Below are 24,587 nucleotides of genomic sequence, written 5' to 3'. Positions count from 1 at the left end.
CAAAACAGGATGTCTGAAAAAGACTATAGATTTTACGGTTTCTGATTCAAACCGTCGGTCTATAGTCTTTTTTTGCGGAACATCCGGCAGAAAAGAGGAGTTTGTATGAATCAGGAGTACATGAAAACAAGAAAAATCCTGCCGCTGGTGCTTTCCATGTCACTTCCCATGGTCATATCCATGGCAGTGAATGCATTGTATAACATTGTGGACAGTTATTTTGTGGCAAAGATCAGTGAAGATGCGATGACGGCGCTTGCCCTTGTGTTTCCGGTGCAAAATCTCGTCAATGCCATTGTTATCGGATTTGCGATCGGAATCAATGCAAGGGTAGCCTTTTATCTGGGAGCAAAAGAGGAGAAAATGGCGGATGAGTCGGCATCCGTGGGGCTTTTGTTAAATTTGATCCACGGTCTGGTGCTGGCACTGCTTTGTTCTGCCATTATGCCATCGTTTCTTCGGATGTTTACAGGCGATACACAGGTGATCGCACTGGCATGCACGTATTCCACGCGGGTATTTGCGTTTGCACCAGTGATCGGTCTGGAACTTGCATATGAAAAGATCTTTCAGGCAGTCGGGCGGATGAAGGTGTCGATGATCTGTATGATGCTCGGATGTGTGACCAATATTATTTTAGATCCGGTTATGATCTTTGGTCTGGGACCGGTACCGAAGCTTGGAATTGCGGGTGCGGCTTATGCCACGGGAATCGGTCAGTGTGTGACGCTGGCGGGGTATCTGCTGTTTTATTTTGCACGTCCGATGCATGTAAAGGTCAACGTCGCAAATATGAAGACAACCGGAAACGTAATGAAAAATATTTATACCATCGGAATTCCGGCAACTTTAAATCTTGCACTTCCTTCCATTCAGGTGTCCGCATTAAATGCAATCCTTGCGCCGTTTCCGGGAAGTTATATTCTGGTGCTCGGAGTTTATTATAAACTGCAGACATTTATTTATCTGACGGCAAACGGAATTGTGCAGGGAATCCGGCCGCTCGTTGGATATAATTATGGAGCGGGAGAATATGACAGGGTGAAAAAGATTGCGCACACCTCCATGGGCCTGATTGCACTGGTTATGGTTATGGGAATGGCAATTTCCTGTGCAATTCCGCAGCAGTTGATGGGATTGTTTACCACAAGCCGCACAACAATGGAAATCGGAGGTGCGGCACTCAGAATCATCAGTTTTGGATTCGTGGTATCCTCGGTTTCCGTTACATTTTCCGGAGTCCTGGAGGGACTGGGAAAGGGCATGCCATCACTTTTGATTTCTCTTGCGCGCTATATCGTTGTGATGCTGCCGGTTTCTTTTGTGCTCAGCCGGTTGTTACAGGCATTGGGTGTGTGGTACGGATTTGCCGTTACCGAGTATATCGTAGCGGTTCTTTCCTATTATATATACAAATTCCATATGAGAGATATAAAAGGGTAACAAAATAAAAAAAGTGTGGTACAATAGTTAAAATATGGATAAGAGAAAAGGAATAAGGAGGAGTCGGTTATGCCATACTCAAACGCCACCAAACAGGCATTTGCAGATGCTCTTCGAAAACTGTTGGAACAGAAACCTTTTGCGAAGATCAGTGTATCACACATTTGCGAAGAATGCGGAATGAACCGCAAAAGTTTTTATTATCATTTTAAAGATAAATATGATCTGGTCAACTGGATTTTTGACACTGAAATTACAAAGATTTTTTCAGAAGAAGAATGGAAAAATGCCGGCTTTACATGGGATATACTGGAAAAAATCTGTGAGTATTTTTATAAACACCGGACATTCTATTCGAAAGTACTGCAGATTGAGGGGCAGAACTCTTTTACAGAACATTTCCGGGATATTTTAGTCCCTGTCAATCGTAAATTTCTTGCGATGGTAGAGGAAGAGGAAAAAGGAGAACATGAGGAATTTTATATTCATTTCTTTTCGGATGCATTTCTGGCAGCACTGGTGAGATGGCTTGAGGACAGGGAATGTGTGTCCCCGCAGGAATTCAGTGCACTGTTGCGTTCGAGTGTGGAAATGATTGCAAAGTATGTGCTGCAGAGTCAGAAATAAGGGCAGAAGCATTCTGTAATCTGGCAAAATTCGACAAATTTTACCCACATTCGTACATTTGTCCACTTGAATTTAAGAAGAGAAAAGATATAATACTTTTCAGATTACACAAAAACATTTCTGTCATGTTATGGCGACAGAATGAAAGGAAGTTGAGATTATGAATAAAATGTCATTACAGAAGAGTATTCAGAACTTTGGAATCAAGCAGGCCTTAAAGTATATGGAGAAAGATCCGGAGGAGAATATTCCGAAACTGATGGATATGGTTGACAAATTTGCACCGGACGGATGGTATGAGGCACAGAGAAATATGATCCGTAAGGTAATCAAAGAAAGAGGAAACTGGTATCAGTTAATTCTTCGTATTTACCAGCTGGATCCGGAAGTACGTAAAGCATTCTTCCAGAATTTCATTTTCAATGCAAGTTTAAAGGGAAGTGCATTACAGGAACAGCTTGCTGAAGAAAACAACTGTAACATTCCGTGGGCAATTCTGTTAGACCCTACCTCTGCATGTAATTTACACTGTACCGGATGCTGGGCAGCAGAGTATGGCCATCAGCTGAATCTGGATCTGGATACGATTGATTCTATCGTACGTCAGGGTAAGGAGCTTGGTACCTATATGTATATTTATACAGGTGGAGAACCACTGGTACGTAAAAAAGACCTGATCAAGATCTGTGAGATGCATCCGGATTGTGAATTCCTTTCTTTCACAAACGGTACTTTGATTGATGAAGAGTTCTGCCAGGAAATGCTTCGTGTCAAGAACTTTGTTCCGGCGATCAGTCTGGAAGGATTCGAGACAGCCAACGATGGACGAAGAGGCGAAGGTGTATTTGATAAAGTACAGCATGCCATGAGCCTGTTAAAGAGCCATGGTTTACCATTTGGTATTTCCACCTGCTATACCAGAAAGAATTTAGATGATGTAACCAGCGAAAAATTCTTTGATATGCTGGTTGAGAGTGGTGCATTATTTGTATGGTTCTTCCACTATATGCCGGTTGGAAATGATGCAGCAGTGGAACTTCTGCCTACACCTGAGCAGCGTGAGAAAATTTTCCATCGTATCCGTAAGTTCCGTCAGACAAAGGCAATATTTAGCATGGATTTCCAGAATGACGCACAGTTTGTCGGCGGATGTATCGCCGGTGGACGAAGATATTTACATATCAATGCCAAGGGTGATGTGGAGCCATGCGTATTTATTCATTATTCCAATGCAAATATTCATGACTGCAGCCTGCTGGATGCTTTAAAGAGCCCATTATTCCAGGCATATCATGACAACCAGCCGTTTAATGACAATATGCTTCGTCCGTGTCCGATGCTTGAGAACCCGGATAAGCTTGGAGAGATGGTAAAAGAGTCAAAGGCAGTAAATACCGATTATCAGTCACCGGAGACACCGGAACATCTGAAAGAAAAGGCTGCTCCTTATGCCGAGAACTGGACACCTACCGCAGAGAAACTCTGGAACGAAGAAAAAGAAAAGATTGCAGCAGGAAAAGCCGGCGTGGAACAGTAATGATAAGTTTTCTCAATAAGGACAGCCGGATTGCTGTTGCATAAAGTGTGGGACTCCGCTATTTATCGGATGATAGATGGTGTGAGTCCTTTTTTTATGCTCTTTTTTGCACGCCGTGGTGACTAAAAAAATACTTGCAAATTGGAAAAATGGGGCATAAAATACGTTTTTAAACAGGAAGACAAAATTATAAATCAGTTATTAAGGAGGAAACAACGATGTTAAAGTGTTTCAAAAATTTTGATGCAAAGAAAACCGGACTTTTTGCAGCAGGTGTATTGTTTGGTACCGCAGGAATCAAGATTCTTTCCAGCAAGGATGCAAAGAAACTTTATACAAATTGTACAGCAGCCGTACTCCGTGCAAAGGAGGTTGTTTTAAAGACCGCTACAAAGGTACAGGAGAATGCAGAGGATATCTATGCAGAGGCTAAGCAGATCAACGAAGACCGTGCAGCAAAAGAAGAGGAAGTATTTGACGGTGAGGAAGTAACCGAAGAGACAACTGCCGAAGAGACAGAAACTACCGAAGAGACAGCAGAGGCATAAAAACGCATGAAAGAGATGTTACGCAATAAGTAACATCTCTTTTATCGAAAGCAGGTTAAAGATATGAAATTTCAAATCAGACATGAGATAAGAGGAAGAATGAGGATTCATGTGATCCAGAGCCGTATGTCATTTGCACAGGCAGATACATTACAGTATTATCTGGAACAGTGTGAATCTGTGATTTCCGCAAAAATTCAAAATCGTACCGAAGATGTGACCATTTGTTATGAAGGAAGCAAAGATGCAATCCTTGAAGTGTTAAAGGCATTTTCGTATGAAAAGACGGATGTTCCGGATACCTATATTAAAAATTCCGGAAGAGAAATGAATCAGCATTACTGGGATCAGCTGGTGGAGCAGACGTTCTGGCATTTCGGTAACAAACTGTTTCTTCCGTTTTCCGTTCGTGCAGTCATCACAGCGGTGAAATCCGTGAAGTATATCTGGAAAGGGCTTCAGACTCTGTTTCAGGGTAAGATCGAGGTTTCGGTACTGGATGCAACTGCCATTGGTGTTTCCATTATCCGTGGTGATTTTGCGACCGCAGGATCTGTGATGTATCTGCTTGGTATCGGAGAGACGCTGGAAGAATGGACACATAAGAAATCCGTGGGAGATCTGGCACGCAGTATGTCACTCAACATCAGCAAGGTATGGATGATGTGTGATGGACAGGAAATACTCGTTTCCGCAGACAACGTGCAGTCCGGAGATGAAGTGCGCATTCATATGGGAAATGTGATCCCGTTTGACGGAACGGTAACGGATGGAGAGGCAATGGTAAATCAGGCATCTTTAACCGGAGAATCGGTTCCGGTCCGCAAAGTACCTGATGGCGTGGTATATGCCGGAACTGTTGTCGAGGAAGGCGAGATTACGATCCGCGTCAGAGAAGTAAACGGATCAAGCAAGTATGAAAAGATCATGGCGATGATCGAGGAATCAGAGAAACTGAAATCCTCACTGGAAGGAAAAGCCGAACATTTAGCAGATAAACTGGTGCCATATACCTTCCTGGGAACAGGGCTTGTATGGCTGTTTACCAGAAATGTGACAAAGGCAGTTTCTGTACTTATGGTAGATTTCTCCTGTGCACTGAAACTTGCAATGCCATTGTCCGTGCTCTCTGCAATCCGGGAAGCAAGTACCTATAACATTACCGTAAAGGGAGGCAAGTATCTGGAAGCTATGGCGGAAGCGGATACCATCGTCTTTGATAAGACCGGTACACTGACCAAGGCACAGCCGACAGTGGCAAAGATTGTTTCCTTCAATGATCAGTCCGAGGATGAACTGCTTCGTATTGCTGCCTGTTTAGAGGAACATTTTCCACATTCCATGGCAAAGGCTGTGGTACGTGAGGCAGTAAACCGGAATCTGGTACATGAGGAACTTCACTCAAAGGTAGAGTACATTGTCGCACATGGTATTTCTTCCAAGATCGGGGAGAAACATATTGTGATCGGAAGCTATCATTTCGTATTTGAGGATGAGAATGCTACAATTCCGGAGGGAAAGAAAGAGATATTTGAGCAGCTTCCGGAGCAGTATTCACACCTGTATATGGCGATTGACGGAGTGCTTGTGGCAGTTATCTGCATCGAAGATCCACTTCGTCCGGAAGCGGTTGAGGTTATTGCAAAGTTAAAGAAACTCGGAATCTCCAAGGTTGTTATGATGACCGGAGACAGTGACCGCGTGGCATCTGCGATTGCGAAAAAAGTCGGTGTGGATGAGTATCATTCCGAGGTATTGCCGGAAGATAAAGCAAGCTTTGTTGAGGCAGAAAAGAAAGCTGGAAGAAAGGTGATCATGGTCGGTGACGGTATCAATGATTCTCCGGCATTGTCTGCAGCGGATGTCGGCATTGCCATCAGTGATGGTGCACAGATCGCACGCGAGATTGCAGATGTGACGGTGGGTGCAGATGATCTCCATGAGCTTGTTACCTTAAAGAAGATCAGTAATGGGCTGATGGAGCGGATTCACAGAAATTACCGTCTGATCGTAGGAATTAACACCTCATTGATCGTTCTTGGTGTGGCAGGGGTATTTCCACCGACCACATCGGCATTGCTTCACAACACGTCCACACTTCTGATCAGCTTAAAGAGCATGAACAATCTGCTCGATGAAAAGGAAGAAGTAACAGAAGAAAATGTAGCAGAAGCATTTGCATAATGGAAACAAAACTGTCTGATTCTCATAAAATAAAAAGAATGAGAATAAGGCAGGAACAAAATGAAAGAATTATATCCTGGGGATCAGGGAATCTGGGTACAATATCTGCAGCTGGCATTGCAGCGTGCAGGACAGCAGGTGATGCTGGATGGAATTTTTGGACCAAAGACCTGTGCAGCCGTGGAAAAAGTAATGGGCAGCAGCGGAAAGTGTGCGGTAAAAGAAGCACAGTGGAACCGTCTACTGCCCTTTTTACGTGGGTATATCACACACGAGGTAAAAGCAGGAGATACCTTTTTCTCCATTGCGAAAATGTATGATACAACGATGGAGCGAGTGATGCATGCAAATCCCGGAACGGATGCCGGAGCATTACAGATTGGAAGTACGGTTGTTGTACCACTTAATTTTCCGTTGGTTTCCGGAGAAGTCCCATACACTTCCCTGCTTACCGGGTGGATCATTGAGGGCTTGCAGGCACGTTATCCCTATCTGCAGGTGGGAACGATCGGAAGAAGTGTTATGGGAACACCCCTGTGGTCGCTGCAGTTGGGAAATGGTCCGGTAGAGGTGGGGTACAATGCTTCCTTTCATGCAAATGAGAGTATTACCACACCGGTACTTTTAAAGTTTGCGGAGCGGCTGCTGGAGGCATATGCAGACGAACGTATGTATGAAGAACTGTACCCGGAGCGGCTGTTTGAAGAATATTCCCTGTATCTTGTACCATTGGTCAATCCGGATGGTGTGGATCTGGTAAATGGGCTTTTGACGGAAGGCTTTTATTATCGCCGTGCGGTCCGCATTGCGTCCGGATTCCCGGATATTCCGTTTCCGGACGGATGGAAGGCAAATATCCAGGGAGTTGATCTGAATCTGCAGTTTCCGGCAGGATGGGATATGGCAAAGAAAATAAAATTTGAACAGGGGTATAACCGTCCGGCACCGAGGGATTACGTGGGACAGACACCGCTCAGCGTCCCGGAGAGTACTGCCATGTTTGATTTTACGAGAAACCATGATTTTTTCCTGATTCTTGCATATCACACACAGGGAGAAGTGATTTATTGGAAGTATCTGGATGAGGAACCGGAAGGCGCCCGCCGCATTGCGGAATATTTTGCAAAAGTGAGCGGTTACCGGATCGAGGAAACACCGGCGGCGTCCGGGTATGCCGGATACAAAGACTGGTTTATCAATTTTTATGACCGTCCGGGATATACCATCGAGGCGGGGCTGGGAGAAAATCCGCTGCCGATGGAGCAGTTTTCGAAAATTTATAAAGACAATGTGGGAATCCTGCTTGGAGGAATGACGGAACTTGAATAAAAAATGAGGATTACCTCTGGTAATCCTCGTAAATTTTTTTGATGTGATTGTAGATTTTACTTCCAATGGTAGTATCAAACGTTTTGACCAGTGCGTTGTTTAATGCAAGTTTATTCTCGGATTCCTCCACCGCTTTATAGATGGATGTGTATTTGCCGGCCGGAAGTTTTTCGTCTTTTAATTCTGTTCGTATTTTTTTGCGGATTGCTTCTGGAAGTTTTTTCTTTTCCGGCTTCTTTTTTTCCACAATTTCTTTTGGCTCTTTTACCTCTTTCGTCTCTTTTTTTGATTCTTTGGGAACGTGATCCGATTTTTTCTTCTTTTTCTTTGTGGAGGTTCCCTTTTTTAAAGAAACATCCTTTGGGGTGGAAGGGGAAGCAATGCTTGGCTGGCGGAAGGCTTCGATGTTTCTTCCGCGCCAGAAATCGACAATACTGTCAAACCCGGTATCCTGGCTGATGATGTAAACCGGACCTTTTTCCCCTTTCCCGATCAGGAATCCAAGATAGGTGGCCAGCTGGAAATCCAGATAATTTTTAGCTACCTTGTGTGTTTCAATATATTCGATCACCGCTTTGGACGCCATCATTTCTACATGTGTTTCAAAAGGGATGGACTTGATGCTGTCTCCGTAAAAAATGACAACACGGTCAGATGCAGAGAGTTTTTGGATGTCTGTTACACCATCGTTGTGTACATTTTCATAGTCTACAAGATAAATGCCCATAGGTATTGTTCCTCTTTTCCTTAAGATGTATCCATTATACGTCAAATTCGAAGGGATGGCAAGAAGGGGGATAGGGTTAAGAAAGGGTAAAGGATAGAGGAGCAGGCTGGAAAACGAATTCTTTATGCTGAATGATTGGTTGACGGAAGTGTGGTGAAATGTTATAATTATTGAATAACAAGTTTGATATTGTTGGATAATTTTCACAAAATCGAACGGCTTTACGGGAAGGAGAATAAAGTTATGAAGAACATGAAGGTAAGAACCAAGCTGAATCTGATTCTGGTTCTGGTCATTTTACTTGTGGCTCTCGGGAGTGTTGTTTCCGTCAAAAACATGGAAGATGTGAAAGACAAAGCACTGGAAACGATGGATGCATCGTCCCGCCAGAGTTATGATGATTCGATCAAAGAGCAGGTGGGGGTGGTCATCTCCCTTTTGACAGAGATAAACGAGGAATATAAGGCAGGAACGTATACCCTCGATGAAGCAAAACAGATTGCGGCAGAGGAAGTGCGTCAGATGCGTTACGGAGAGGCTGGTTACTTCTGGATTGACCAGTCAGATGGTACAAATGTGGTTCTGCTTGGCAGTGATACCGAGGGGACGAACCGTATGGATACCAAGGATGCAAAAGGATACCAGATGGTGAAAGAAATCATACGTGTAGCAGTGGAAGACGGTGGAGGATATACAGATTATGTATTCCCGAAAGAAGGAGAGACAAAACCTTCCCCGAAGCGTTCCTACAGTGAGTACTTTGAACCGTTTGACTGGGTGGTCGGTACCGGAAATTATACGGATTATATTGATACTGCCATTGCAAAGCAGGATAAGGTATTTACCAGCTATGCAATGCAAAAGGCAATCGCCCTGATCGCGGTATGTATTGTGATGCTTGCGGTTGTTGCAGTACTTGTTTTTATGATCGCACAGGATATTACAAAGTCGTTAAAGAAAGTTGTCGCAGAGATTGAAGTGATTGCAGGCGGTAATTTTGCCCGCAAGATGCAGACGAATATGATGAAACGGAAAGATGATTTCGGACAGCTGGCAGGAACACTCGAGACGATGCGGGAATCGGTATGCGGATTGCTTTCCCAGGTAAAGGCAGAGGCGGCAAATATTGATGCCGTTGTGGAATCGATGGATACCAATATATCAAATCTGAATGGAGAAATCGAGGATGTGTCTGCAACGACCGAGCAGCTTGCTGCAAGTACCGAGGAGACGGCGGCATCGGCAGAGCAGATCAACAGCATGACCCAGCAGATTGACGGAGCGGCAAAAGAGATTGCCGTACGTGCACAGGACGGAGCTACGGAAGCAGAAGAAATCCATAAGCGTGCAGCACAGACGAAGGAAACAACGGTGGAGAACCGGCGGAAAATCCAGACGATGCTGGAAGAAATCCGGGGAAGGCTGGAACAGGCACTTAAAGAGGCAAAGGTTGTGGAACAGATCGGTGTACTTGCAGATTCTATCCTTGCGATTACCGGACAGACCAATCTGCTTGCTCTGAATGCATCCATTGAGGCAGCACGCGCGGGCGAGGCAGGAAAGGGATTTGCAGTTGTTGCAGAGGAAATCCGGGTACTGGCAGAACAGTCCAAAGATGCCGTGGCAAATATTCAGGCTGTGACGGAAAACGTGGATAATGCAGTAGGAAATCTGGCAAAGGATTCCAACCATCTGCTGGATTTTGTAGATACGGATATTGTGAAGAGTTTTGACGATTTTGAGAAAATGGCAGACGATTATAACATGGATGCCTCTAAAATTAACGATCTGGTATCGGATTTCAGTGCGACTTCCGAAGAACTGGTAGCATCTATTTCCAATATTACAGAGGCGATTGACGGAATTACCTCTGCATCCAATGACAGTGCTGCAGGTACAACAAATATTGCACAAAAAACCGTTTCGATTGCAGGCGGATCGGCAGAAGTCATGAAAGGGGTTAAGACAGCGGAAGCTTCCGCAGAAGAACTCCGCAGGAATGTAAGCAACTTTGTGATCGAAGAATAAGAAAATAAGAAATATAAAAGGGAATTTTATAAAGGGGAAAGTGGTTCATGGACTGCTTTCCCTTTTTATCTGTTCACAAAATGAACACAGAGTTTACATTTTTTACACACGCAAAAGCGATACACTGTTTCCGTAAAGGGCATTTTGTTGTCCAAAAAAGAAAAGGAGCATTTCGCTGTGATTGAGATCAATAATCTTGTAAAAAAATACGGGGATCATACGGCTGTCGATCATCTGTCACTCGTTGTGGAACCGGGGAAAATTTATGGTTTTCTGGGGCCGAACGGGGCCGGCAAATCAACAACGATGAATATGATAACCGGATATCTCGGTGCGACAAGCGGAGAGATTAAAATTAACGGGCATGACATTTTAAAGGAGCCGGAGGAAGCAAAGAAATGTATCGGTTATCTGCCGGAACTTCCGCCACTGTACATGGATATGACAGTAAAGGAGTATCTGGATTTTGTGGCAGATTTAAAACAGCTGGAAAAAAGTCTGCGTAAACGATATGTGGAAGAGGCAATGGAAACAACCGGTACGACAGAAGTGGCAGGGCGTATGATCCGCAATCTGTCCAAGGGATACCGGCAGCGTGTCGGGTTTGCACAGGCGATCCTGGGGTATCCGGAGATCATTATACTCGATGAGCCTACGGTCGGACTGGACCCGAAACAGATCATAGAGATCCGTGAACTGATCCGGCATCTGGGAGAAAAACATACGGTGATCTTAAGTTCCCATATTTTGCCGGAAATTTCTGCCGTGTGTGATCATGTGTTTATTATTTCCAAAGGAAAGCTTGTAGCGAGCGACTCTACGGAGAATCTGGTAAATCTGATGTCGGGTGCACAGGAGATTGAACTGACGGTGCGGACCGGTGCCGGGGAAGCAGCCGGATACTTACAGGGAGAAGAAAACATTGCAAGGGTTGAGCAGGCGGATCATGATAAAATCCGTATTTATGCAAAGAAAGGTGCCGATGTGCGGGAAGAAGTCTTCCGGCAGATGGCAGAGCATAACGTTTTGGTGCTGGAGATGAAGACCGTGACGAAATCTCTTGAAGATGTATTCCTTGAGATTACCCAGGAAGGAGGTGCACAGTAATGTTTGCTGTGTTAAAAAGAGAATTCCGGTCGTATTTCCAGAATGTGATCGGCTGGCTGTTTGTGGCCGCCCTTATGGCACTGTTCGGACTGTATTTTTATGTGTATAATCTCCGGCAGGGATATCCATATCTGTATTATACGTTAAGTGCCATTACGATTATTTTTATGATTGCGGTACCGATCCTTACGATGCGCAGTTTTGCAGAGGACCGGAAAAATAAAACGGATCAGCTGATGCTGACAGCACCGGTACCGGTGGCAAAGGTTGTGCTCGGAAAATATCTGGCAATGCTTGCGGTGTTTACCGTGGATATTGCAGTTTTCTGTGTGACACCGCTCATTTTACGGGCGTTTGGAACAATTCCCATGGGCGAGAGCTATATTGCCATACTGGCGTTCTGGTTATATGGAGCAGCTTCCATTGCGGTAGGTATGTTTATTTCCGCATTGACGGAAAGCCAGGTGATTGCGGCAGTTCTGACGTTTGTGGTACTGTTTATCAGTTATATGATGCAGAGTCTGACAGGACTTATTTCATCGGATGGAAACTGGCTGACAAAGATTTTAAACTGTCTGGATCTGTATGCACCGTTTGAAAAATTCCAGGGGGGCTGTCTGGACATTACGGCAATCCTCTATTATGTAACGGTTATTGTATTATTTAATTTCTTTACCGTGCAGGCCATTCAGAAACGGCGTTGGAGCATCAGCAAAAAGACATTTTCGCTCAGCGTTTTTTCAAGCAGTTTTATTGTCGTAGTTTTCGCTCTTGCCGTGGTTGCCAACCTGGCAGTCGATGCGCTGCCGACGAGAATTACCTCGGTGGACTGTTCGTATTCTAAATTGTATTCCATTACAAAGGATACGAAAAAGACCATGAAAAAACTGAAAAGTGATGTGACCATCTATGTTCTGGCAGCGGAAAAAAGCAAGGACGCACAGATTGATTCCATGCTGGAGCGTTACAAAGATCTGTCCGGGCATATCAGGGTAAAATACGTCAATCCGAAGAGTAAACCTTATTTTTATAAGGACTATACGGACATTGCACCGACCAGCAACAGTCTGATCGTTGTCAGTGACAAGCGTTCGAAAGTGATAGATTATTATGATATCTATGATTATCAGTCAAACATGGATTATTCCACATATTCCTACAACAACGAACTGAAGGGATTCGATGCGGAAGGACAGATTACAAGTGCCATCCAGTATGTAACGATGGATGCGAACCAGCTCCCTGTCGTATACCAGATCACCGGACATGATGAGGCTGCAATCGGAAGTGCATTTTCGGATGTCATCAGCAAATCCAATATGACATTGTCTTCCGTGGAACTGTTAAATGAAGAAAGTGTTCCGAAGGATGCGGCAGCGATTATTATCAATGCACCGCAGAAAGATTTTAATAAAAATGATGCACAGAAAGTAATTGATTATCTGCAAAAAGGCGGAAAAGCGATTATCGTGGGAATGTATTCCGAGACCGAGATGCCGAATTTTGCATCGATTCTGGATACTTACGGAGTAAGCTTTACCACAGGGCCGATCGCGGATAATGATGCACAGCATTATTACAATATGGGAGGTCCGCTGTATCTGCTGCCAAATGTAAACAGCAGTTCGTATACCGGAAGTCTTTCCGGCGGATATGTATATCTTCCGATTTCTCTGGGAATCAATTATCCGCAGAATAGCACGACGGATGACACGGAGAGTACAGAGGAGAGTAAGACAACGTATACTTCTTTACTGGATACTTCCGATGATGCGGTTGCAAAGAACAATCCAAACAGTATGCAGGATTATGGATACGAAGACGGAGACGACAAGGGACCGTTTAGTGTCGGACTGGCGGTAGAAGATAAAGTCGATGATGATCACACGACGCAGCTTGTGGTATTCGCAAGCCCGTATGTATTCAGCGATGAGGCAAGTCAGATGACGACAAACAATGCATCACTGTTTTCCGGTGTGATCGGAAATATGATCACAGATACCCAGTCGGCCGGCAGCGTAATTCCGGAAAAAGAGTACACGCTCAGTAATCTGACAGTAAATGCATTACATGCGGCACTTCTGGGACTGCTGGTTACCATTATTCTTCCAATCCTGTTACTGGCCGGAGGAATTGTAATCTTTATGGTAAGGAGAAAGAAATAAAGAATGAAAAAGCAGAAAATACAGATGCTTGTGGTGGTCATTCTTCTGGTGATCTGCGTTGTTGCTTATATTTTTATCAGCAAAAACGCAGGGAAACTGGATTCCACAGAGAATGACGGACCAAATGCATCCATGGGAAATGTGACAGAAAGTGTTCTGGAAACAGAGACAGAATCTGTCCAGACTACAGAAACAACAGAAAAATAATTATTTCTTGTGCGTAAGTTTGTATAGGAACGTATAAGCCCAGATCAGTACCGGGATCACGAAGGTGGCAAAGATAGAAGCTTTGAACATTTTCATGGTTCCGGTATTGTCTGTGATGGCGCATACCAGTGTACTTAAGTACAGAACAATCAGTAAAATGATGCCAATGATGGCAAGAATCTGTTTTCCTTTTTTCATATGAACAACCTCCTTGGCTAAATATGCTATTTGCAGGAAACCTGTAAACCGTAACTTTATGATACGGGAAATGGCAGGTTTCGTCAAGAAAGGGCTTGGAAAATGGCAGACATTTTGTTATAATAAACATACATGCATCAAGGCATGTAAATTCGTAAGTGATAAAGGTGGTATAAAAATGGCTATATTGCAGGATTGGCAGAAAATTGCCTACAATGAGAACGCAAGTCAGGGGGAACTTCAGAAATTCTGGCAGAGATATTTCCTGTTAGAGAAGGGTGTGTATGAGAAATTATTGACAAACCCGGATGAAAAAGTAGAAGGAACGGTAAAAGAACTTGCTGATAAGTATGGACTTACCATTCTGGAGATGGCTGGTTTCTTAGACGGAATCAATGACAGTCTGGTAAACGACAATCCAATCGAAACAATGGATGAGAATACCAGGGTAAATCTTGTTTTCGATAAGGAAAAGCTGTACAAGAACATGGTAGATGCCAAGGCTGACTGGCTTTACAATCTTCCGATGTGGGATGACATTTTTGATAAAGAGACAAAGCACAGACTGTATATGGAACAGAAAAAATCCGGTACGGTTATCGTCGGCAAAAAGGTTGGACGTAATGATCCGTGTCCATGCGGCAGTGGAAAGAAATACAAATTCTGCTGTGGAAAGAATAAATAATTTTCAAATTTTGAAATACAAATTCCCGGTATCAGAAAAACTGATACCGGGCTTTTTTAAAAAGAAGAACAGGAACAGAATAAGACCATGTGGTTTGGTACATACTGATGTGGCAGCGATGATTTAACACAAGGAGGTATGTAAGATGACAAAACTGGATTGTAATGTGGTAAACTGTTCTTATAATGCAGACAACTGCTGCAGACGAACGGATATTCAGGTGGAAGGAACACAGGCAAAAACTTCTTCCGAAACCTGTTGTGGAAGTTTTGCACCGAAAGGATGTGGATGTCAGTCCTGTCATACAACAGATGTCAAAAAAGATACAACCGTCAGCTGTGAAGCGTGTGAGTGCAAATTCAACGAGGATCATGCCTGTCATGCAGGACACATTGGTATTTCCGGCGGACATGCAGACAGCAGCAGGGAGACAGAGTGCGGCAGTTTTGTATGTAGCTGCTGACAGGGGCATATGGGCGGCAGACTGCCGCCCTGCCAGTGAAAGGAGAAAAGGAATGGAACAACTAACGGATTACAGTATTAATTTTCCACATTTACATATTTATCTGCACCATGTCGGAAAAAATATCATGATCGGAAATTTTTCGGTGGCATATTATGGAATTGTGATTGCAATTGGAATGTTAGCAGGACTTGGAATCGCCTGCTGGATGGCAAAACGGACCGGCCAGAAAACGGATACTTATTTTGACCTGGCACTCGTTGCCATTATCTGTTCTGTCATTGGGGCGCGGGTTTATTATGTGATATTCCGTTGGGATTTATACAAGGACGATCTGCTGAGTGTGTTCAATCTGCGGCAGGGAGGTCTGGCGATTTACGGAGGCGTGATTGCGGCAATCATTACCGTATTTGTGTTTTCACGGGTACGGAAACTGTCCATGGGTCTGCTTTGCGATACCGCGGGACTTGGTCTGGTCTTAGGACAGGTTATCGGCCGGTGGGGAAATTTCTTTAACAGGGAGGCATTTGGCGGTTATACGGACGGGTTGTTTGCCATGCAGCTGCCGCTTTCTGCTGTCCGATCCTCGGATGTGACGGACAGCCTGCTGCAGCACGTGGTGGAAGTAAATGGTACCTCTTATATCCAGGTACATCCCACGTTTCTCTATGAATCCTTGTGGAATCTGATTCTTTTGATCCTTCTGATCCTGTTTACTAAACACAAGCGGTTTGATGGGGAAGTCTTTTTACTGTATCTGGCAGGGTATGGGATTGGAAGGTTCTGGATAGAATCCCTGCGGACGGACCAGCTGTTGCTCCCGGTCATCGGTTATCCGGTGTCCATGGCACTTGCAGCGCTTCTTGTGATCGTATCGGTTTCCTGGATCATCATCTGGCATATCCGTCGGCACAAAAAAACAGCATAAAATACATCTGGATGGGAAAATCCTCCACACGTGGAAACGTGTGGAGGATTTTTTTGGAAAAAAATACGGCAATCGTCTATCCATTTTCAAGAAAGAACGGGAAAAACCCTTGATTTCAGGGTGATTTTAGGGTATTATGGTTACATAGTGGTGGAAAGTGGAGTAAAAAATCCATTTTGTGGTACAAAGTGGTGAGAAAACAGAAGTTCAGAAAATGAGGAAGGGGAGGTGAGTCTGCCATGTTTATGGGCGAATACAATCATTCGGTTGATGCAAAAGGCAGACTGATCGTACCTTCCAAGTTCCGGGAACAACTTGGCAATGAATTTGTTGTGACAAAGGGACTGGATGGCTGTCTGTTTGTTTATTCCCAGGAAGAATGGAAACGGATTGAGGAGAGTCTTCGTGAAAAACCACTGACTTCAAAAGATGCAAGAAAGTTTATGCGATTCTTTTTTGCAGGAGCTGCAAACTGCGAAGTGGACAAGCAGGGAAGAATTTTACTTCCGGCGAATCTGAGGGAATACGCAGGAATCGATAAAGAAGTTGTTTCCGTTGGTGTATTCAGTCGTGTGGAGATCTGGAGCAAAGAACGGTATCTGGAAAACAACGATTTTGACGATATGGATGAGATCGCAGAGCATATGGCAGAGTTGGGAATTGGAATCTAAATATGGAGTTTAAACATTATTCCGTTCTTTTGAACGAGACAATTGAACAATTACATATTCGCCCGGATGGCATTTATGTGGATGGAACGCTTGGGGGAGGCGGACATTCACTGGAAATATGCAGACATCTGACAACCGGAAGACTCATCGGAATCGACCAGGATGCGGATGCCATTGCCGCTGCCACAGAGAGACTGAAAGATTATGCAGACCGGGTTACCATCGTAAGAAGCAATTATGCACAGATGGCAGACGTGTTGAAGAATCTCGGAATCGAAAAAGTGGATGGAATCATTCTCGATCTGGGAGTTTCTTCTTTCCAGCTGGATACACCGGAACGCGGTTTTACCTACCGGAGTGAGGATGCACCGCTGGATATGCGGATGGACAAGCGTCAGCGCCTGACCGCAAGGGACATTGTGAACGATTACAGTGAAGCGGAACTGTTCCGCATAATTCGTGATTATGGAGAGGATCGGTTCGCAAAGAATATTGCAAAGCATATTGTACAGGCGCGGAAAGAAAAACCGATTGAAACGACCGGGGAACTCAACGCAATCATCCGTGGAGCCATCCCGATGAAAGTACAGGTGACCGGAGGACATCCTTCCAAGCGGACGTATCAGGCAATCCGCATTGAGCTGAATCATGAACTTGATGTACTTCGCGATACGTTAGATACCATGATTGATTTGTTGGATGATGGGGGAAGAATCTGCATTATCACATTTCATTCACTGGAAGACCGTATTGTAAAATCCAACTTCAAAAAGAACGAAAATCCGTGTACATGCCCGAGCAATTTCCCGGTCTGTGTATGTGGAAAGAAATCCAAAGGACGTGTGGTGACAAGAAAGCCCGTTCTGCCTTCGGAGAAGGAACTCGAAGAGAACAGCAGATCAAAGAGTGCAAAATTACGCGTGTTTGAGCGTGTGGAAGATGGAATGGAAAGCAGGGAAGCGTTATGAGCAGTAAAAACTATTATGTAAACGGGAATACCGTGAGAGAACTGGACACACCGGTTCGACACAATCAGAGAACACGCAAAGAAATCGAAGAGGCAAGACGCCGCAAAAACCGTAGAAATGCAGCGAGAAGGAATCGCCAGAGAGCGATGGAGATGAGCCGCGGGTATGTGGTATTTCTTACGGCATGTGTAGTGATCACTGCACTGACTGCCGTTTTGTTTGTACAAATGCAGTCGCAGATGACGACACGAATGAAAAATGTGGCAAATCTGGAGAGTCAGCTGGCAGATCTTCGCGCGGACAATGATGCACGTTATAAAAATCTTACAACTTCAACAGACCTTGAACATATCAAAAAAGTGGCAATGAAAAAGCTTGGCATGAAATATCCAACGGAAAAACAGGTGGTATATTATACCGTGGAAAACAGCAATTTCATGGATCAGTATGAGGATATTCCATCCAAATAACAGGAGTCAGATGTGAGAAGAAAGAGAAGAAGACCGGCACAGAAATTTAACCGGAAGATGCGGACAAAACTGATGGTTTTGTTTTCCCTTATTCTGGCTGTTTTGTGTGGACTGGTCGGCAGATTGACTTATATTGAACACACGAAAGGGGAAACCTATCAGAAAAAAGTACTTTCCATGCAGTCCTATGACAGTAAAACGATTCCGTACCAGAGGGGAGAAATCATCGACCGTTCTGGTACGGTTCTTGCTACCAGTGTGGCAGTCTATAATGTGATTTTAGACTGTACCGTTGTCAATGACAAAGAAGAGTATGTTGATCCGACCGTGGAAGCACTGGTGAAATGTTTCCCGGAATTGGATGAAACGGAGATCCGCAGAATTATAAAAGAAAAAAAGGATAAACGCTATATTGTACTTGCCAAGAAAGTACCATATGACGAAGTACAGCCTTTTGTGGAACTGCAGGATGCCGTAGACAAAAAGGGAAACAAAGTGAACCCGGATATCAAGGGTGTCTGGTTTGAAAAAGAATATCAGAGGAATTATCCGTTTGGATCTTTAGCCTCTTCCGTGATTGGTTTTACTTCTTCCGGGAATGTCGGTACAACCGGACTGGAGAATTATTACAACAGTACATTAAACGGAATCAATGGGCGGGAGTACGGTTATCTGGACTCGGACAGCGATTTTGAAAAGACCGTCATTGATGCACAGGACGGGGATGCGCTGGTGACATCCATCGACGCAAATATCCAGTCCATCGTTGAAGAAAAAATCAAAGACTGGAATGAAAAATACCGGGACAACTATTATAAAGGAACCGGAAGTATCAATACGGCAGCGATTGTCATGAATCCAAACAACGGAGAAATCCTTGCCATGGCAGATTATCCAAACGTGGATCTGAACAATCCGAGAGATCTGAGCAAGTGGTACACCAAAAAACAGATCAAGCGCATGTCTGAGGATGAAAAAATGGATGCGCTCAATGAGATATGGCAGAATTTTTGTGTATCCTCAACGTATGAGCCGGGATCTGTACAGAAACCTTTTACGGTTGCGTGTGGACTCGAAACCGGAACAATCAAAGATAAAATGACATTTGACTGTGATGGGTACGAGGATTTTAATGGACAGAAGGTGCGCTGCGTGGCGCGCTACGGACATGGAATAGAAACCGTCCGGAAGACACTTATGGATTCCTGTAATGATGCCATCATGCAGATGTCATACAAAATCGGAAAGAATCATTTTACAGAGTACCAGTCCATCTATGGATTTGGACAGAAAACGGGAATTGATCTGCCGGGAGAGGCAAATACCGCATCTTTGATGTATCAGGTGGAAGATATGAAACCGATCGATCTGGCAACCAATGCATTCGGACAGAACTATAACTGTACGATGGTCCAGATGGTGAGTGGATTTGCGTCACTGATCAATGGCGGAACTTATTATCAGCCGCATCTGGTAACCAAAATCACAGATTCGACAGGAAATACGATTTCCACGGTGGAACCGAAAGCTGTGAAACAGACCATTTCCCAGAGTACCAGCGATAAAATCCGGGATTATCTGCAGAGTGTCGTAAAGGAAGGTACGGGAAATACGGCAAAAGTGGATGGATATTCTATGGGCGGTAAAACAGGAACCGCACAGAAGTTTCCGCGTGGAAACGGAAAATATCTTGTTTCATTTATGGGATTTGCCCCATACGACAATCCGCAGGTACTGATCTATGTGGTTGTGAATGAACCAAATGTGGCAGACCAGCCGCACAGCGTGTTTGCGCAGAACATTGCGCGTGAGATCTTAGAAGAAGTTCTTCCGTATATGAATATTTATCCGGATGAAAAGAAGACCGGTGTAAACAAGGGCTATGATGTTACCGGGTCAAAAGACAGCTCACAGTATACCGGAAAGCATAATGGAACCAAGTCCAGAAATGAAAAGAAAAAGAAGAACTAAAGACAGAGAGTTCTTAGAAAGGCTCTGCAGTGCATATGCTTTAAGAAAAGGATCGTGGTGCTTTTCATGGAGTGGAATAAAACCTATCACCGCAGAAAAATATGTATCATATTCTTTTCTGTTGTTCTGATGTCGATGGTTTTGTGCGGGCGTCTGGTCTATCTTATGCTTTTTGAGGGAAAATATTATGAGACGCAGGCAAAAGATCTGCAGCAGAGAGAAAGAAAAATAAAAGCCGCCAGAGGCAAAATTCTGGATCGAAATGGTGTAGTACTGGCAGATAACAAATCAGTCTGCACCATTTCTGTCATACATAACCAGATAAAGGAACCGGAAGCCGTCATTGCCATGCTCGTAAAGGAGCTTGGAATTCCGGAAGAAAAGATCCGCAGGCGGGTAGAAAAATATTCGTCTCTCGAGAAGATCAAAAGTAATGTCGATAAGGAAACCGGAAACCGGATTCTTGCCTATGGCTATGCAGGGGTGAAAGTGGATGAGGATTATAAACGGAATTATCCATACGATACGCTTGCCTCAAAAGTGCTCGGGTTTACCGGCGGGGATAACCAGGGAATTATCGGACTGGAAAGTGTGTACGACAAATATCTGGAGGGAACCGATGGTCTGATTCTGACGACAACGGATGCCCGTGGTGTGGAAGTTGACAATATCGGAGAGGAACGCAAAGAACCTGTTGCCGGAAATAATCTGCGCACATCATTGGATGCAAATATTCAGATGTTTGCCATGCAGGCGGCAAATAAAGCATATATTCAGAAAGAAGCGGATTCTGTCAGTATTATTGTGATGAATCCTTCCGACGGAGCCGTCATGGCAATGGTGGATTATCCGGAATTTCATCTGAATGAGCCGTTTCAGCTGATTGAGGAGTATAAGGAGTATGAGGGTACCAAAAAGGAGCAGGAATACTGTAACCGGATGTGGCGAAACCAATGCATCAATGATACGTATGAGCCCGGATCAACGTTTAAGGTGATTACCGCGGCAGCAGCACTGGAAGAAGGCGTGGTTTCTTTGGAAGACCGGTTTCACTGTCCGGGATATATCGTGGTGGAGGACCGCAGGATTCGCTGCCACAAAACGACCGGGCATGGGGCGGAAAGCTTTGTGGAAGGGATCGAAAATTCCTGCAATCCCGTGTTTATCAATGTGGGACTTCGGATCGGTGCCGATCACTTTTATGACTATTTTGAGCAGTTCGGTCTGTTACATAAAACGGGGATTGACCTGCCGGGAGAGGCTTCGACCATCATGCACAAGCGGGAAAAGATCGGGCTTGTGGAATTGGCAACCATCTCATTCGGACAGTCATTTCAGATCACACCGATCCAGCTGGCAACCACCGTTTCTTCTATTATTAATGGAGGAAACCGCGTGACACCGCACGTCGGAATGCAGGTGGAGAATGGAGACAAAAAAGTAATAAAAACGTTTGATTTTCCGGCGCAGGAGGGAATCTGCAGGGAGGAAACGTCGGAAAAAATGCGTTTTTTGCTGGAAAAAGTGGTATCCGAGGGAGGCGGAAACAAAGCATATATTGAGGGGTATGAGATTGGCGGAAAAACAGCCACTTCACAGACCCTGCCCCGTTCCGCACATAAGTACATCTCCTCGTTTCTGGGGTTTGCACCGGCGGATGATCCGAAAGTTCTGGTACTTGTGATCATAAGGAACCCTTCCGGCATTTATTATGGCGGTACCATTGCGGCTCCTGTGGCAAAGGAAATTTTCGAAAACATACTGCCTTACCTTGAATTGGAGCAGTAAATACCTTATAATCGTAATTATACGCAAAGATGGAGGTTGATCGTAATGAAACTTGAAGGAAAAAAGGTTCTGGTTGTGGGAGCCGGAAAGAGCGGCATTGCTGCGTCAGAACTGTTATTGGATAAAAAAATTGAAACTGTTCTCTATGATGGAAACAAAGATCTGGATGTAGAAAAGTTATATGAAAAGGCACCGAAACTGAAAGGAATGCCGGTGCTTTTGGGGGAGCTGACGGATGAGCAGCTGCGCGCATTTGATGTAGCAGTCTTAAGTCCGGGCGTCCCGACGGATCTGCCGGTCGTAGAGCGGATGCGTGCACAGAACGTCTGCATCTGGGGCGAGATTGAACTTGCATATTCTTTCGCAAAAGGCAGACTGATTGCAATCACCGGAACAAACGGAAAGACCACTACGACAGCATTGACCGGAGAAATCATGAAAAATTATTTCAAGGATGTGCGCGTGGTTGGAAATATCGGAATTCCGTATACTTCCGAGGCTGCCACAATGACGGATGAAACCGTAACCGTCGCAGAGATCAGCAGTTTCCAGCTGGAAACCATTCATGAGTTTCATCCGGAAATATCCGCAATCTTAAATATTACGCCGGATCATCTGAACCGTCATCATACGATGGAGTGTTATATCCGGACCAAAGAGGCGATTACCACCAACCAGACAAACGATGAGGTGTGTGTACTCAATTATGAGGATGAGGTGCTTCGGGCATTCGGAGAGAGCGCACCGGTGCATGTGGTCTGGTTCAGCAGTGCAAGAAAACTTGCTGAAGGATTTTATCTCGACGGAGAGGAAATCTTTTATGCGCATGACGGAAACACCGAGAAGGTGATCAATGTCAATGATCTGAATCTGCTGGGACGACATAACTATGAAAATGTTATGGCCGCAACTGCCATGAGTGTGAATTTCGGAGTGCCGATGGAGAAAATCGTGGAGGTGCTGAAGCGTTTCCAGGCAGTAGAACACCGGATCGAGTATGTGACCGAAAAAAGAGGTGTCCGTTTTTACAACGATTCCAAGGGAACCAACCCGGATGCCGCTATTCAGGGAATCCGTGCGATGAACCGTCCAACGCTTCTGATCGGAGGCGGTTATGATAAGCAGTCCACATACGATGAGTGGATTGATGCATTTGACGGAAAAGTAAAAAAACTGGTGCTGATCGGACAGACAGCAGAAAAGATCGAAGTGTGTGCGCATAAGCATGGGTTTATGGATACCGTGCGCTGTGAGACCTTTGAGGAAGCGATCCGTTACTGCTATGACCATGCAGTATCCGGGGATGCGGTTCTGCTTTCACCGGCATGTGCCAGCTGGGGCATGTTCCCGAACTATGAGGAGCGTGGCCGGATATTCAAGGAAATCGTTCGTGGATTAGAGGAGTAGTGAGTCGTGCCGAAACGGAGACGTGGGGAAAAGAAAATAACATATTTTGACTATAATCTGTTGTTTATCATTATTTTCCTATTGTGTTTTGGACTGGTGATGCTTTACAGTTCCAGTTCGTATACATCAGCAAATAAATATGGGGACAGTGCACATTATCTGAAACTGCAGGCGCGAAATATTGCAATCGGTCTTGTTTTTATGTTCTATTTTGCAAAGAAGGATTATCATGTGTGGAGAAAATTCGGAAGGCTGGCATACTGGGGAGCCCTGGGGTTTTGCTTTGTCGTTCTGGCAAAGATACCGGGGCTGACGCGAAGCTCCCACGGACAGTCCCGCTGGATTCAGGTCGGACCGATTGGCTTTCAGCCATCGGAGCTTGCAAAGATTGCCGTCATTATTTATCTGGCGATGCTGATCGAGCGTATTCCCAAGCAGCTGGATAAGGTTTCAAGCATGGCAAAAGTAGGAATCCGTCTGGTGCCGCTTGTTGTGTTTGTCGCGGTAAACAACCTGAGTACGGCGATTATCATTCTTGGGATTGCTGTCTGTATGTTGTTTGTGGCAAGCCCGAAGTACAAAGAGTTTTTTGTGGTTGCCGTGCTGGGGGTGCTGTTTATTTTCGCATTTATCAATATCGCGTCTTACCGGAGTGACCGTGTGGAGGCATGGAAACATCCGGAGACAGCGGGAGATAAGGGATATCAGACCATGCAGGCACTCTATGCAATCGGATCCGGCAAGCTGTTTGGAAAAGGACTCGGACAGAGCCTGCAGAAGCTTGGCAATGTGCCGGAGGCACAGAATGATATGATTTTTTCCATTATCTGTGAGGAACTCGGCCTTTTCGGTGCCGTCTGTGTCATTCTTCTGTTTGTCCTGATGCTCTGGCGGATGATGGTCATTGCCAATAATGCAAAGGATCTGTACGGGGCACTTCTGGTGACGGGCATTATGTCACATATTGCGATTCAGGTAGTTTTAAATATTGCGGTTGTTACCAATACGATTCCGAATACCGGTGTCATTCTGCCGTTTATCAGTTACGGAGGTACCTCGCTTGTATTCCTTATGGCAGAGATGGGGCTTGCGCTGAGCGTGTCGAAGGGCATCCGTCTGGATACGATCGAGTAGGT

Annotated in this window: 22 protein-coding genes; 20 read left to right on the top strand and 2 right to left on the bottom strand. The window is 44.8% G+C overall.

The features are described from left to right. Nucleotides 1-105: 105 nt before the first annotated feature. From DXD06_RS06950 to DXD06_RS06925, 6 genes are all read left to right on the top strand, one after another. Complete coding sequence (locus tag DXD06_RS06950) at nt 106-1,443, top strand: MATE family efflux transporter (RefSeq protein ID WP_117831160.1); 1,338 nt, start codon at nt 106-108, stop codon at nt 1,441-1,443. Nucleotides 1,444-1,512: 69 nt separating this feature from the next. Further along, entirely contained in the window at nt 1,513-2,070 is a 558-nt protein-coding gene (locus tag DXD06_RS06945; protein ID WP_022045332.1) for a TetR/AcrR family transcriptional regulator C-terminal domain-containing protein, read from the top strand. A 169-nt stretch (nt 2,071-2,239) separates the two neighbouring features. Beyond that, nucleotides 2,240-3,607 (top strand): radical SAM protein, encoded by a 1,368-nt coding sequence (locus tag DXD06_RS06940; protein ID WP_199535203.1) that lies wholly within the window; start codon nt 2,240-2,242, stop codon nt 3,605-3,607. 218 nt (nt 3,608-3,825) lie between these two features. After that, entirely contained in the window at nt 3,826-4,155 is a 330-nt protein-coding gene (locus tag DXD06_RS06935; protein ID WP_055068514.1) for a DUF6110 family protein, read from the top strand. Between the two features lie 63 nt (nt 4,156-4,218). Continuing rightward, nucleotides 4,219-6,339, top strand: a complete 2,121-nt coding sequence (locus tag DXD06_RS06930) for a heavy metal translocating P-type ATPase (RefSeq protein ID WP_117831158.1) — start codon at nt 4,219-4,221, stop codon at nt 6,337-6,339. A gap of 60 nt (nt 6,340-6,399) precedes the next feature. Beyond that, nucleotides 6,400-7,668, top strand: a complete 1,269-nt coding sequence (locus tag DXD06_RS06925) for a M14 family metallopeptidase (RefSeq protein ID WP_117831157.1) — start codon at nt 6,400-6,402, stop codon at nt 7,666-7,668. A gap of 10 nt (nt 7,669-7,678) precedes the next feature. Here DXD06_RS06925 and DXD06_RS06920 read toward each other — a convergent pair whose 3' ends face one another. Beyond that, entirely contained in the window at nt 7,679-8,395 is a 717-nt protein-coding gene (locus DXD06_RS06920) for a PIN domain-containing protein (protein WP_117831156.1), read from the bottom strand. 243 nt (nt 8,396-8,638) lie between these two features. On the opposite strand from DXD06_RS06920, the gene DXD06_RS06915 reads away from it, so the two are divergent. The 4 genes from DXD06_RS06915 to DXD06_RS06900 all read left to right on the top strand — a co-directional run bounded on the left by DXD06_RS06915 (nt 8,639) and on the right by DXD06_RS06900 (nt 13,902). Beyond that, the gene (locus tag DXD06_RS06915; protein WP_226947727.1) at nt 8,639-10,423 is read left to right on the top strand and encodes a methyl-accepting chemotaxis protein; all 1,785 of its coding nucleotides are present in this window, start codon (nt 8,639-8,641) and stop codon (nt 10,421-10,423) included. Between the two features lie 177 nt (nt 10,424-10,600). After that, nucleotides 10,601-11,530 (top strand): ABC transporter ATP-binding protein, encoded by a 930-nt coding sequence (locus DXD06_RS06910; protein WP_117831155.1) that lies wholly within the window; start codon nt 10,601-10,603, stop codon nt 11,528-11,530. Continuing rightward, on the top strand, nt 11,530-13,695 hold the full coding sequence (locus tag DXD06_RS06905; protein WP_117831154.1) for an ABC transporter permease: 2,166 nt from the start codon (nt 11,530-11,532) through the stop codon (nt 13,693-13,695). Before DXD06_RS06910 ends, DXD06_RS06905 begins: the two co-directional genes overlap by 1 nt. 3 nt (nt 13,696-13,698) lie before the next feature. After that, nucleotides 13,699-13,902, top strand: coding sequence for a hypothetical protein (locus DXD06_RS06900; protein ID WP_055262045.1), 204 nt, complete (start codon nt 13,699-13,701; stop codon nt 13,900-13,902). Here DXD06_RS06900 and DXD06_RS06895 read toward each other — a convergent pair whose 3' ends face one another. Then, the gene (locus DXD06_RS06895; protein ID WP_022045322.1) at nt 13,903-14,100 is read right to left on the bottom strand and encodes a hypothetical protein; all 198 of its coding nucleotides are present in this window, start codon (nt 14,098-14,100) and stop codon (nt 13,903-13,905) included. Nucleotides 14,101-14,278: 178 nt separating this feature from the next. Between DXD06_RS06895 and DXD06_RS06890 the strand changes: the two genes are divergently transcribed. The 10 genes from DXD06_RS06890 to DXD06_RS06845 all read left to right on the top strand — a co-directional run bounded on the left by DXD06_RS06890 (nt 14,279) and on the right by DXD06_RS06845 (nt 24,585). Further along, the gene (locus tag DXD06_RS06890; RefSeq protein WP_117831232.1) at nt 14,279-14,785 is read left to right on the top strand and encodes an SEC-C metal-binding domain-containing protein; all 507 of its coding nucleotides are present in this window, start codon (nt 14,279-14,281) and stop codon (nt 14,783-14,785) included. A gap of 145 nt (nt 14,786-14,930) precedes the next feature. Then, nucleotides 14,931-15,248, top strand: coding sequence for a DUF1540 domain-containing protein (locus tag DXD06_RS06885; RefSeq protein WP_117831153.1), 318 nt, complete (start codon nt 14,931-14,933; stop codon nt 15,246-15,248). A 52-nt stretch (nt 15,249-15,300) separates the two neighbouring features. Continuing rightward, nucleotides 15,301-16,176 carry a prolipoprotein diacylglyceryl transferase gene (gene lgt, locus DXD06_RS06880; RefSeq protein ID WP_117831152.1) on the top strand — a complete coding sequence of 292 codons (876 nt, stop codon included), beginning with the start codon at nt 15,301-15,303 and terminating at the stop codon, nt 16,174-16,176. A 239-nt stretch (nt 16,177-16,415) separates the two neighbouring features. Then, nucleotides 16,416-16,847, top strand: coding sequence for a division/cell wall cluster transcriptional repressor MraZ (mraZ, locus tag DXD06_RS06875; protein ID WP_022045318.1), 432 nt, complete (start codon nt 16,416-16,418; stop codon nt 16,845-16,847). 2 nt (nt 16,848-16,849) lie between these two features. Continuing rightward, a complete protein-coding gene (gene rsmH / locus DXD06_RS06870; RefSeq protein ID WP_117831151.1) occupies nt 16,850-17,815 on the top strand; it encodes a 16S rRNA (cytosine(1402)-N(4))-methyltransferase RsmH in 966 nt (321 codons plus the stop codon). Then, nucleotides 17,812-18,285 (top strand): cell division protein FtsL, encoded by a 474-nt coding sequence (locus DXD06_RS06865; protein WP_022045316.1) that lies wholly within the window; start codon nt 17,812-17,814, stop codon nt 18,283-18,285. Before rsmH ends, DXD06_RS06865 begins: the two co-directional genes overlap by 4 nt. A gap of 12 nt (nt 18,286-18,297) precedes the next feature. Then, entirely contained in the window at nt 18,298-20,256 is a 1,959-nt protein-coding gene (locus tag DXD06_RS06860) for a peptidoglycan D,D-transpeptidase FtsI family protein (RefSeq protein WP_330418164.1), read from the top strand. Nucleotides 20,257-20,322: 66 nt separating this feature from the next. After that, nucleotides 20,323-22,044 (top strand): peptidoglycan D,D-transpeptidase FtsI family protein, encoded by a 1,722-nt coding sequence (locus DXD06_RS06855; RefSeq protein ID WP_117831230.1) that lies wholly within the window; start codon nt 20,323-20,325, stop codon nt 22,042-22,044. A gap of 45 nt (nt 22,045-22,089) precedes the next feature. Further along, nucleotides 22,090-23,451 (top strand): UDP-N-acetylmuramoyl-L-alanine--D-glutamate ligase, encoded by a 1,362-nt coding sequence (murD, locus tag DXD06_RS06850; protein WP_117831150.1) that lies wholly within the window; start codon nt 22,090-22,092, stop codon nt 23,449-23,451. Nucleotides 23,452-23,457: 6 nt separating this feature from the next. Further along, a complete protein-coding gene (locus tag DXD06_RS06845; RefSeq protein WP_117831149.1) occupies nt 23,458-24,585 on the top strand; it encodes an FtsW/RodA/SpoVE family cell cycle protein in 1,128 nt (375 codons plus the stop codon). Nucleotides 24,586-24,587: the final 2 nt, after the last annotated feature.

Source organism: Roseburia sp. TF10-5, assembly GCF_003462365.1.
Lineage (GTDB): Bacteria > Bacillota > Clostridia > Lachnospirales > Lachnospiraceae > Roseburia > Roseburia faecis.
This window is presented reverse-complemented; position numbering and strand designations above follow the sequence as displayed.

What these genes read in the sequence shown, in the direction of transcription:
- lgt (WP_117831152.1), top strand. Translation starts at nt 15,301, where the DNA reads ATGGAACAACTAACGGATTACAGTATTAATTTTCCACATTTACATATT.
- DXD06_RS06900 (WP_055262045.1), top strand. Translation starts at nt 13,699, where the DNA reads ATGAAAAAGCAGAAAATACAGATGCTTGTGGTGGTCATTCTTCTGGTG.
- DXD06_RS06885 (WP_117831153.1), top strand. Translation starts at nt 14,931, where the DNA reads ATGACAAAACTGGATTGTAATGTGGTAAACTGTTCTTATAATGCAGAC.
- DXD06_RS06950 (WP_117831160.1), top strand. Translation starts at nt 106, where the DNA reads ATGAATCAGGAGTACATGAAAACAAGAAAAATCCTGCCGCTGGTGCTT.
- DXD06_RS06855 (WP_117831230.1), top strand. Translation starts at nt 20,323, where the DNA reads ATGGAGTGGAATAAAACCTATCACCGCAGAAAAATATGTATCATATTC.
- DXD06_RS06895 (WP_022045322.1), bottom strand. Translation starts at nt 14,100, where the DNA reads ATGAAAAAAGGAAAACAGATTCTTGCCATCATTGGCATCATTTTACTG.
- DXD06_RS06905 (WP_117831154.1), top strand. Translation starts at nt 11,530, where the DNA reads ATGTTTGCTGTGTTAAAAAGAGAATTCCGGTCGTATTTCCAGAATGTG.
- DXD06_RS06940 (WP_199535203.1), top strand. Translation starts at nt 2,240, where the DNA reads ATGTCATTACAGAAGAGTATTCAGAACTTTGGAATCAAGCAGGCCTTA.
- DXD06_RS06935 (WP_055068514.1), top strand. Translation starts at nt 3,826, where the DNA reads ATGTTAAAGTGTTTCAAAAATTTTGATGCAAAGAAAACCGGACTTTTT.
- DXD06_RS06890 (WP_117831232.1), top strand. Translation starts at nt 14,279, where the DNA reads ATGGCTATATTGCAGGATTGGCAGAAAATTGCCTACAATGAGAACGCA.
- DXD06_RS06945 (WP_022045332.1), top strand. Translation starts at nt 1,513, where the DNA reads ATGCCATACTCAAACGCCACCAAACAGGCATTTGCAGATGCTCTTCGA.
- DXD06_RS06915 (WP_226947727.1), top strand. Translation starts at nt 8,639, where the DNA reads ATGAAGAACATGAAGGTAAGAACCAAGCTGAATCTGATTCTGGTTCTG.
- DXD06_RS06930 (WP_117831158.1), top strand. Translation starts at nt 4,219, where the DNA reads ATGAAATTTCAAATCAGACATGAGATAAGAGGAAGAATGAGGATTCAT.
- DXD06_RS06920 (WP_117831156.1), bottom strand. Translation starts at nt 8,395, where the DNA reads ATGGGCATTTATCTTGTAGACTATGAAAATGTACACAACGATGGTGTA.
- rsmH (WP_117831151.1), top strand. Translation starts at nt 16,850, where the DNA reads ATGGAGTTTAAACATTATTCCGTTCTTTTGAACGAGACAATTGAACAA.
- mraZ (WP_022045318.1), top strand. Translation starts at nt 16,416, where the DNA reads ATGTTTATGGGCGAATACAATCATTCGGTTGATGCAAAAGGCAGACTG.
- murD (WP_117831150.1), top strand. Translation starts at nt 22,090, where the DNA reads ATGAAACTTGAAGGAAAAAAGGTTCTGGTTGTGGGAGCCGGAAAGAGC.
- DXD06_RS06925 (WP_117831157.1), top strand. Translation starts at nt 6,400, where the DNA reads ATGAAAGAATTATATCCTGGGGATCAGGGAATCTGGGTACAATATCTG.
- DXD06_RS06865 (WP_022045316.1), top strand. Translation starts at nt 17,812, where the DNA reads ATGAGCAGTAAAAACTATTATGTAAACGGGAATACCGTGAGAGAACTG.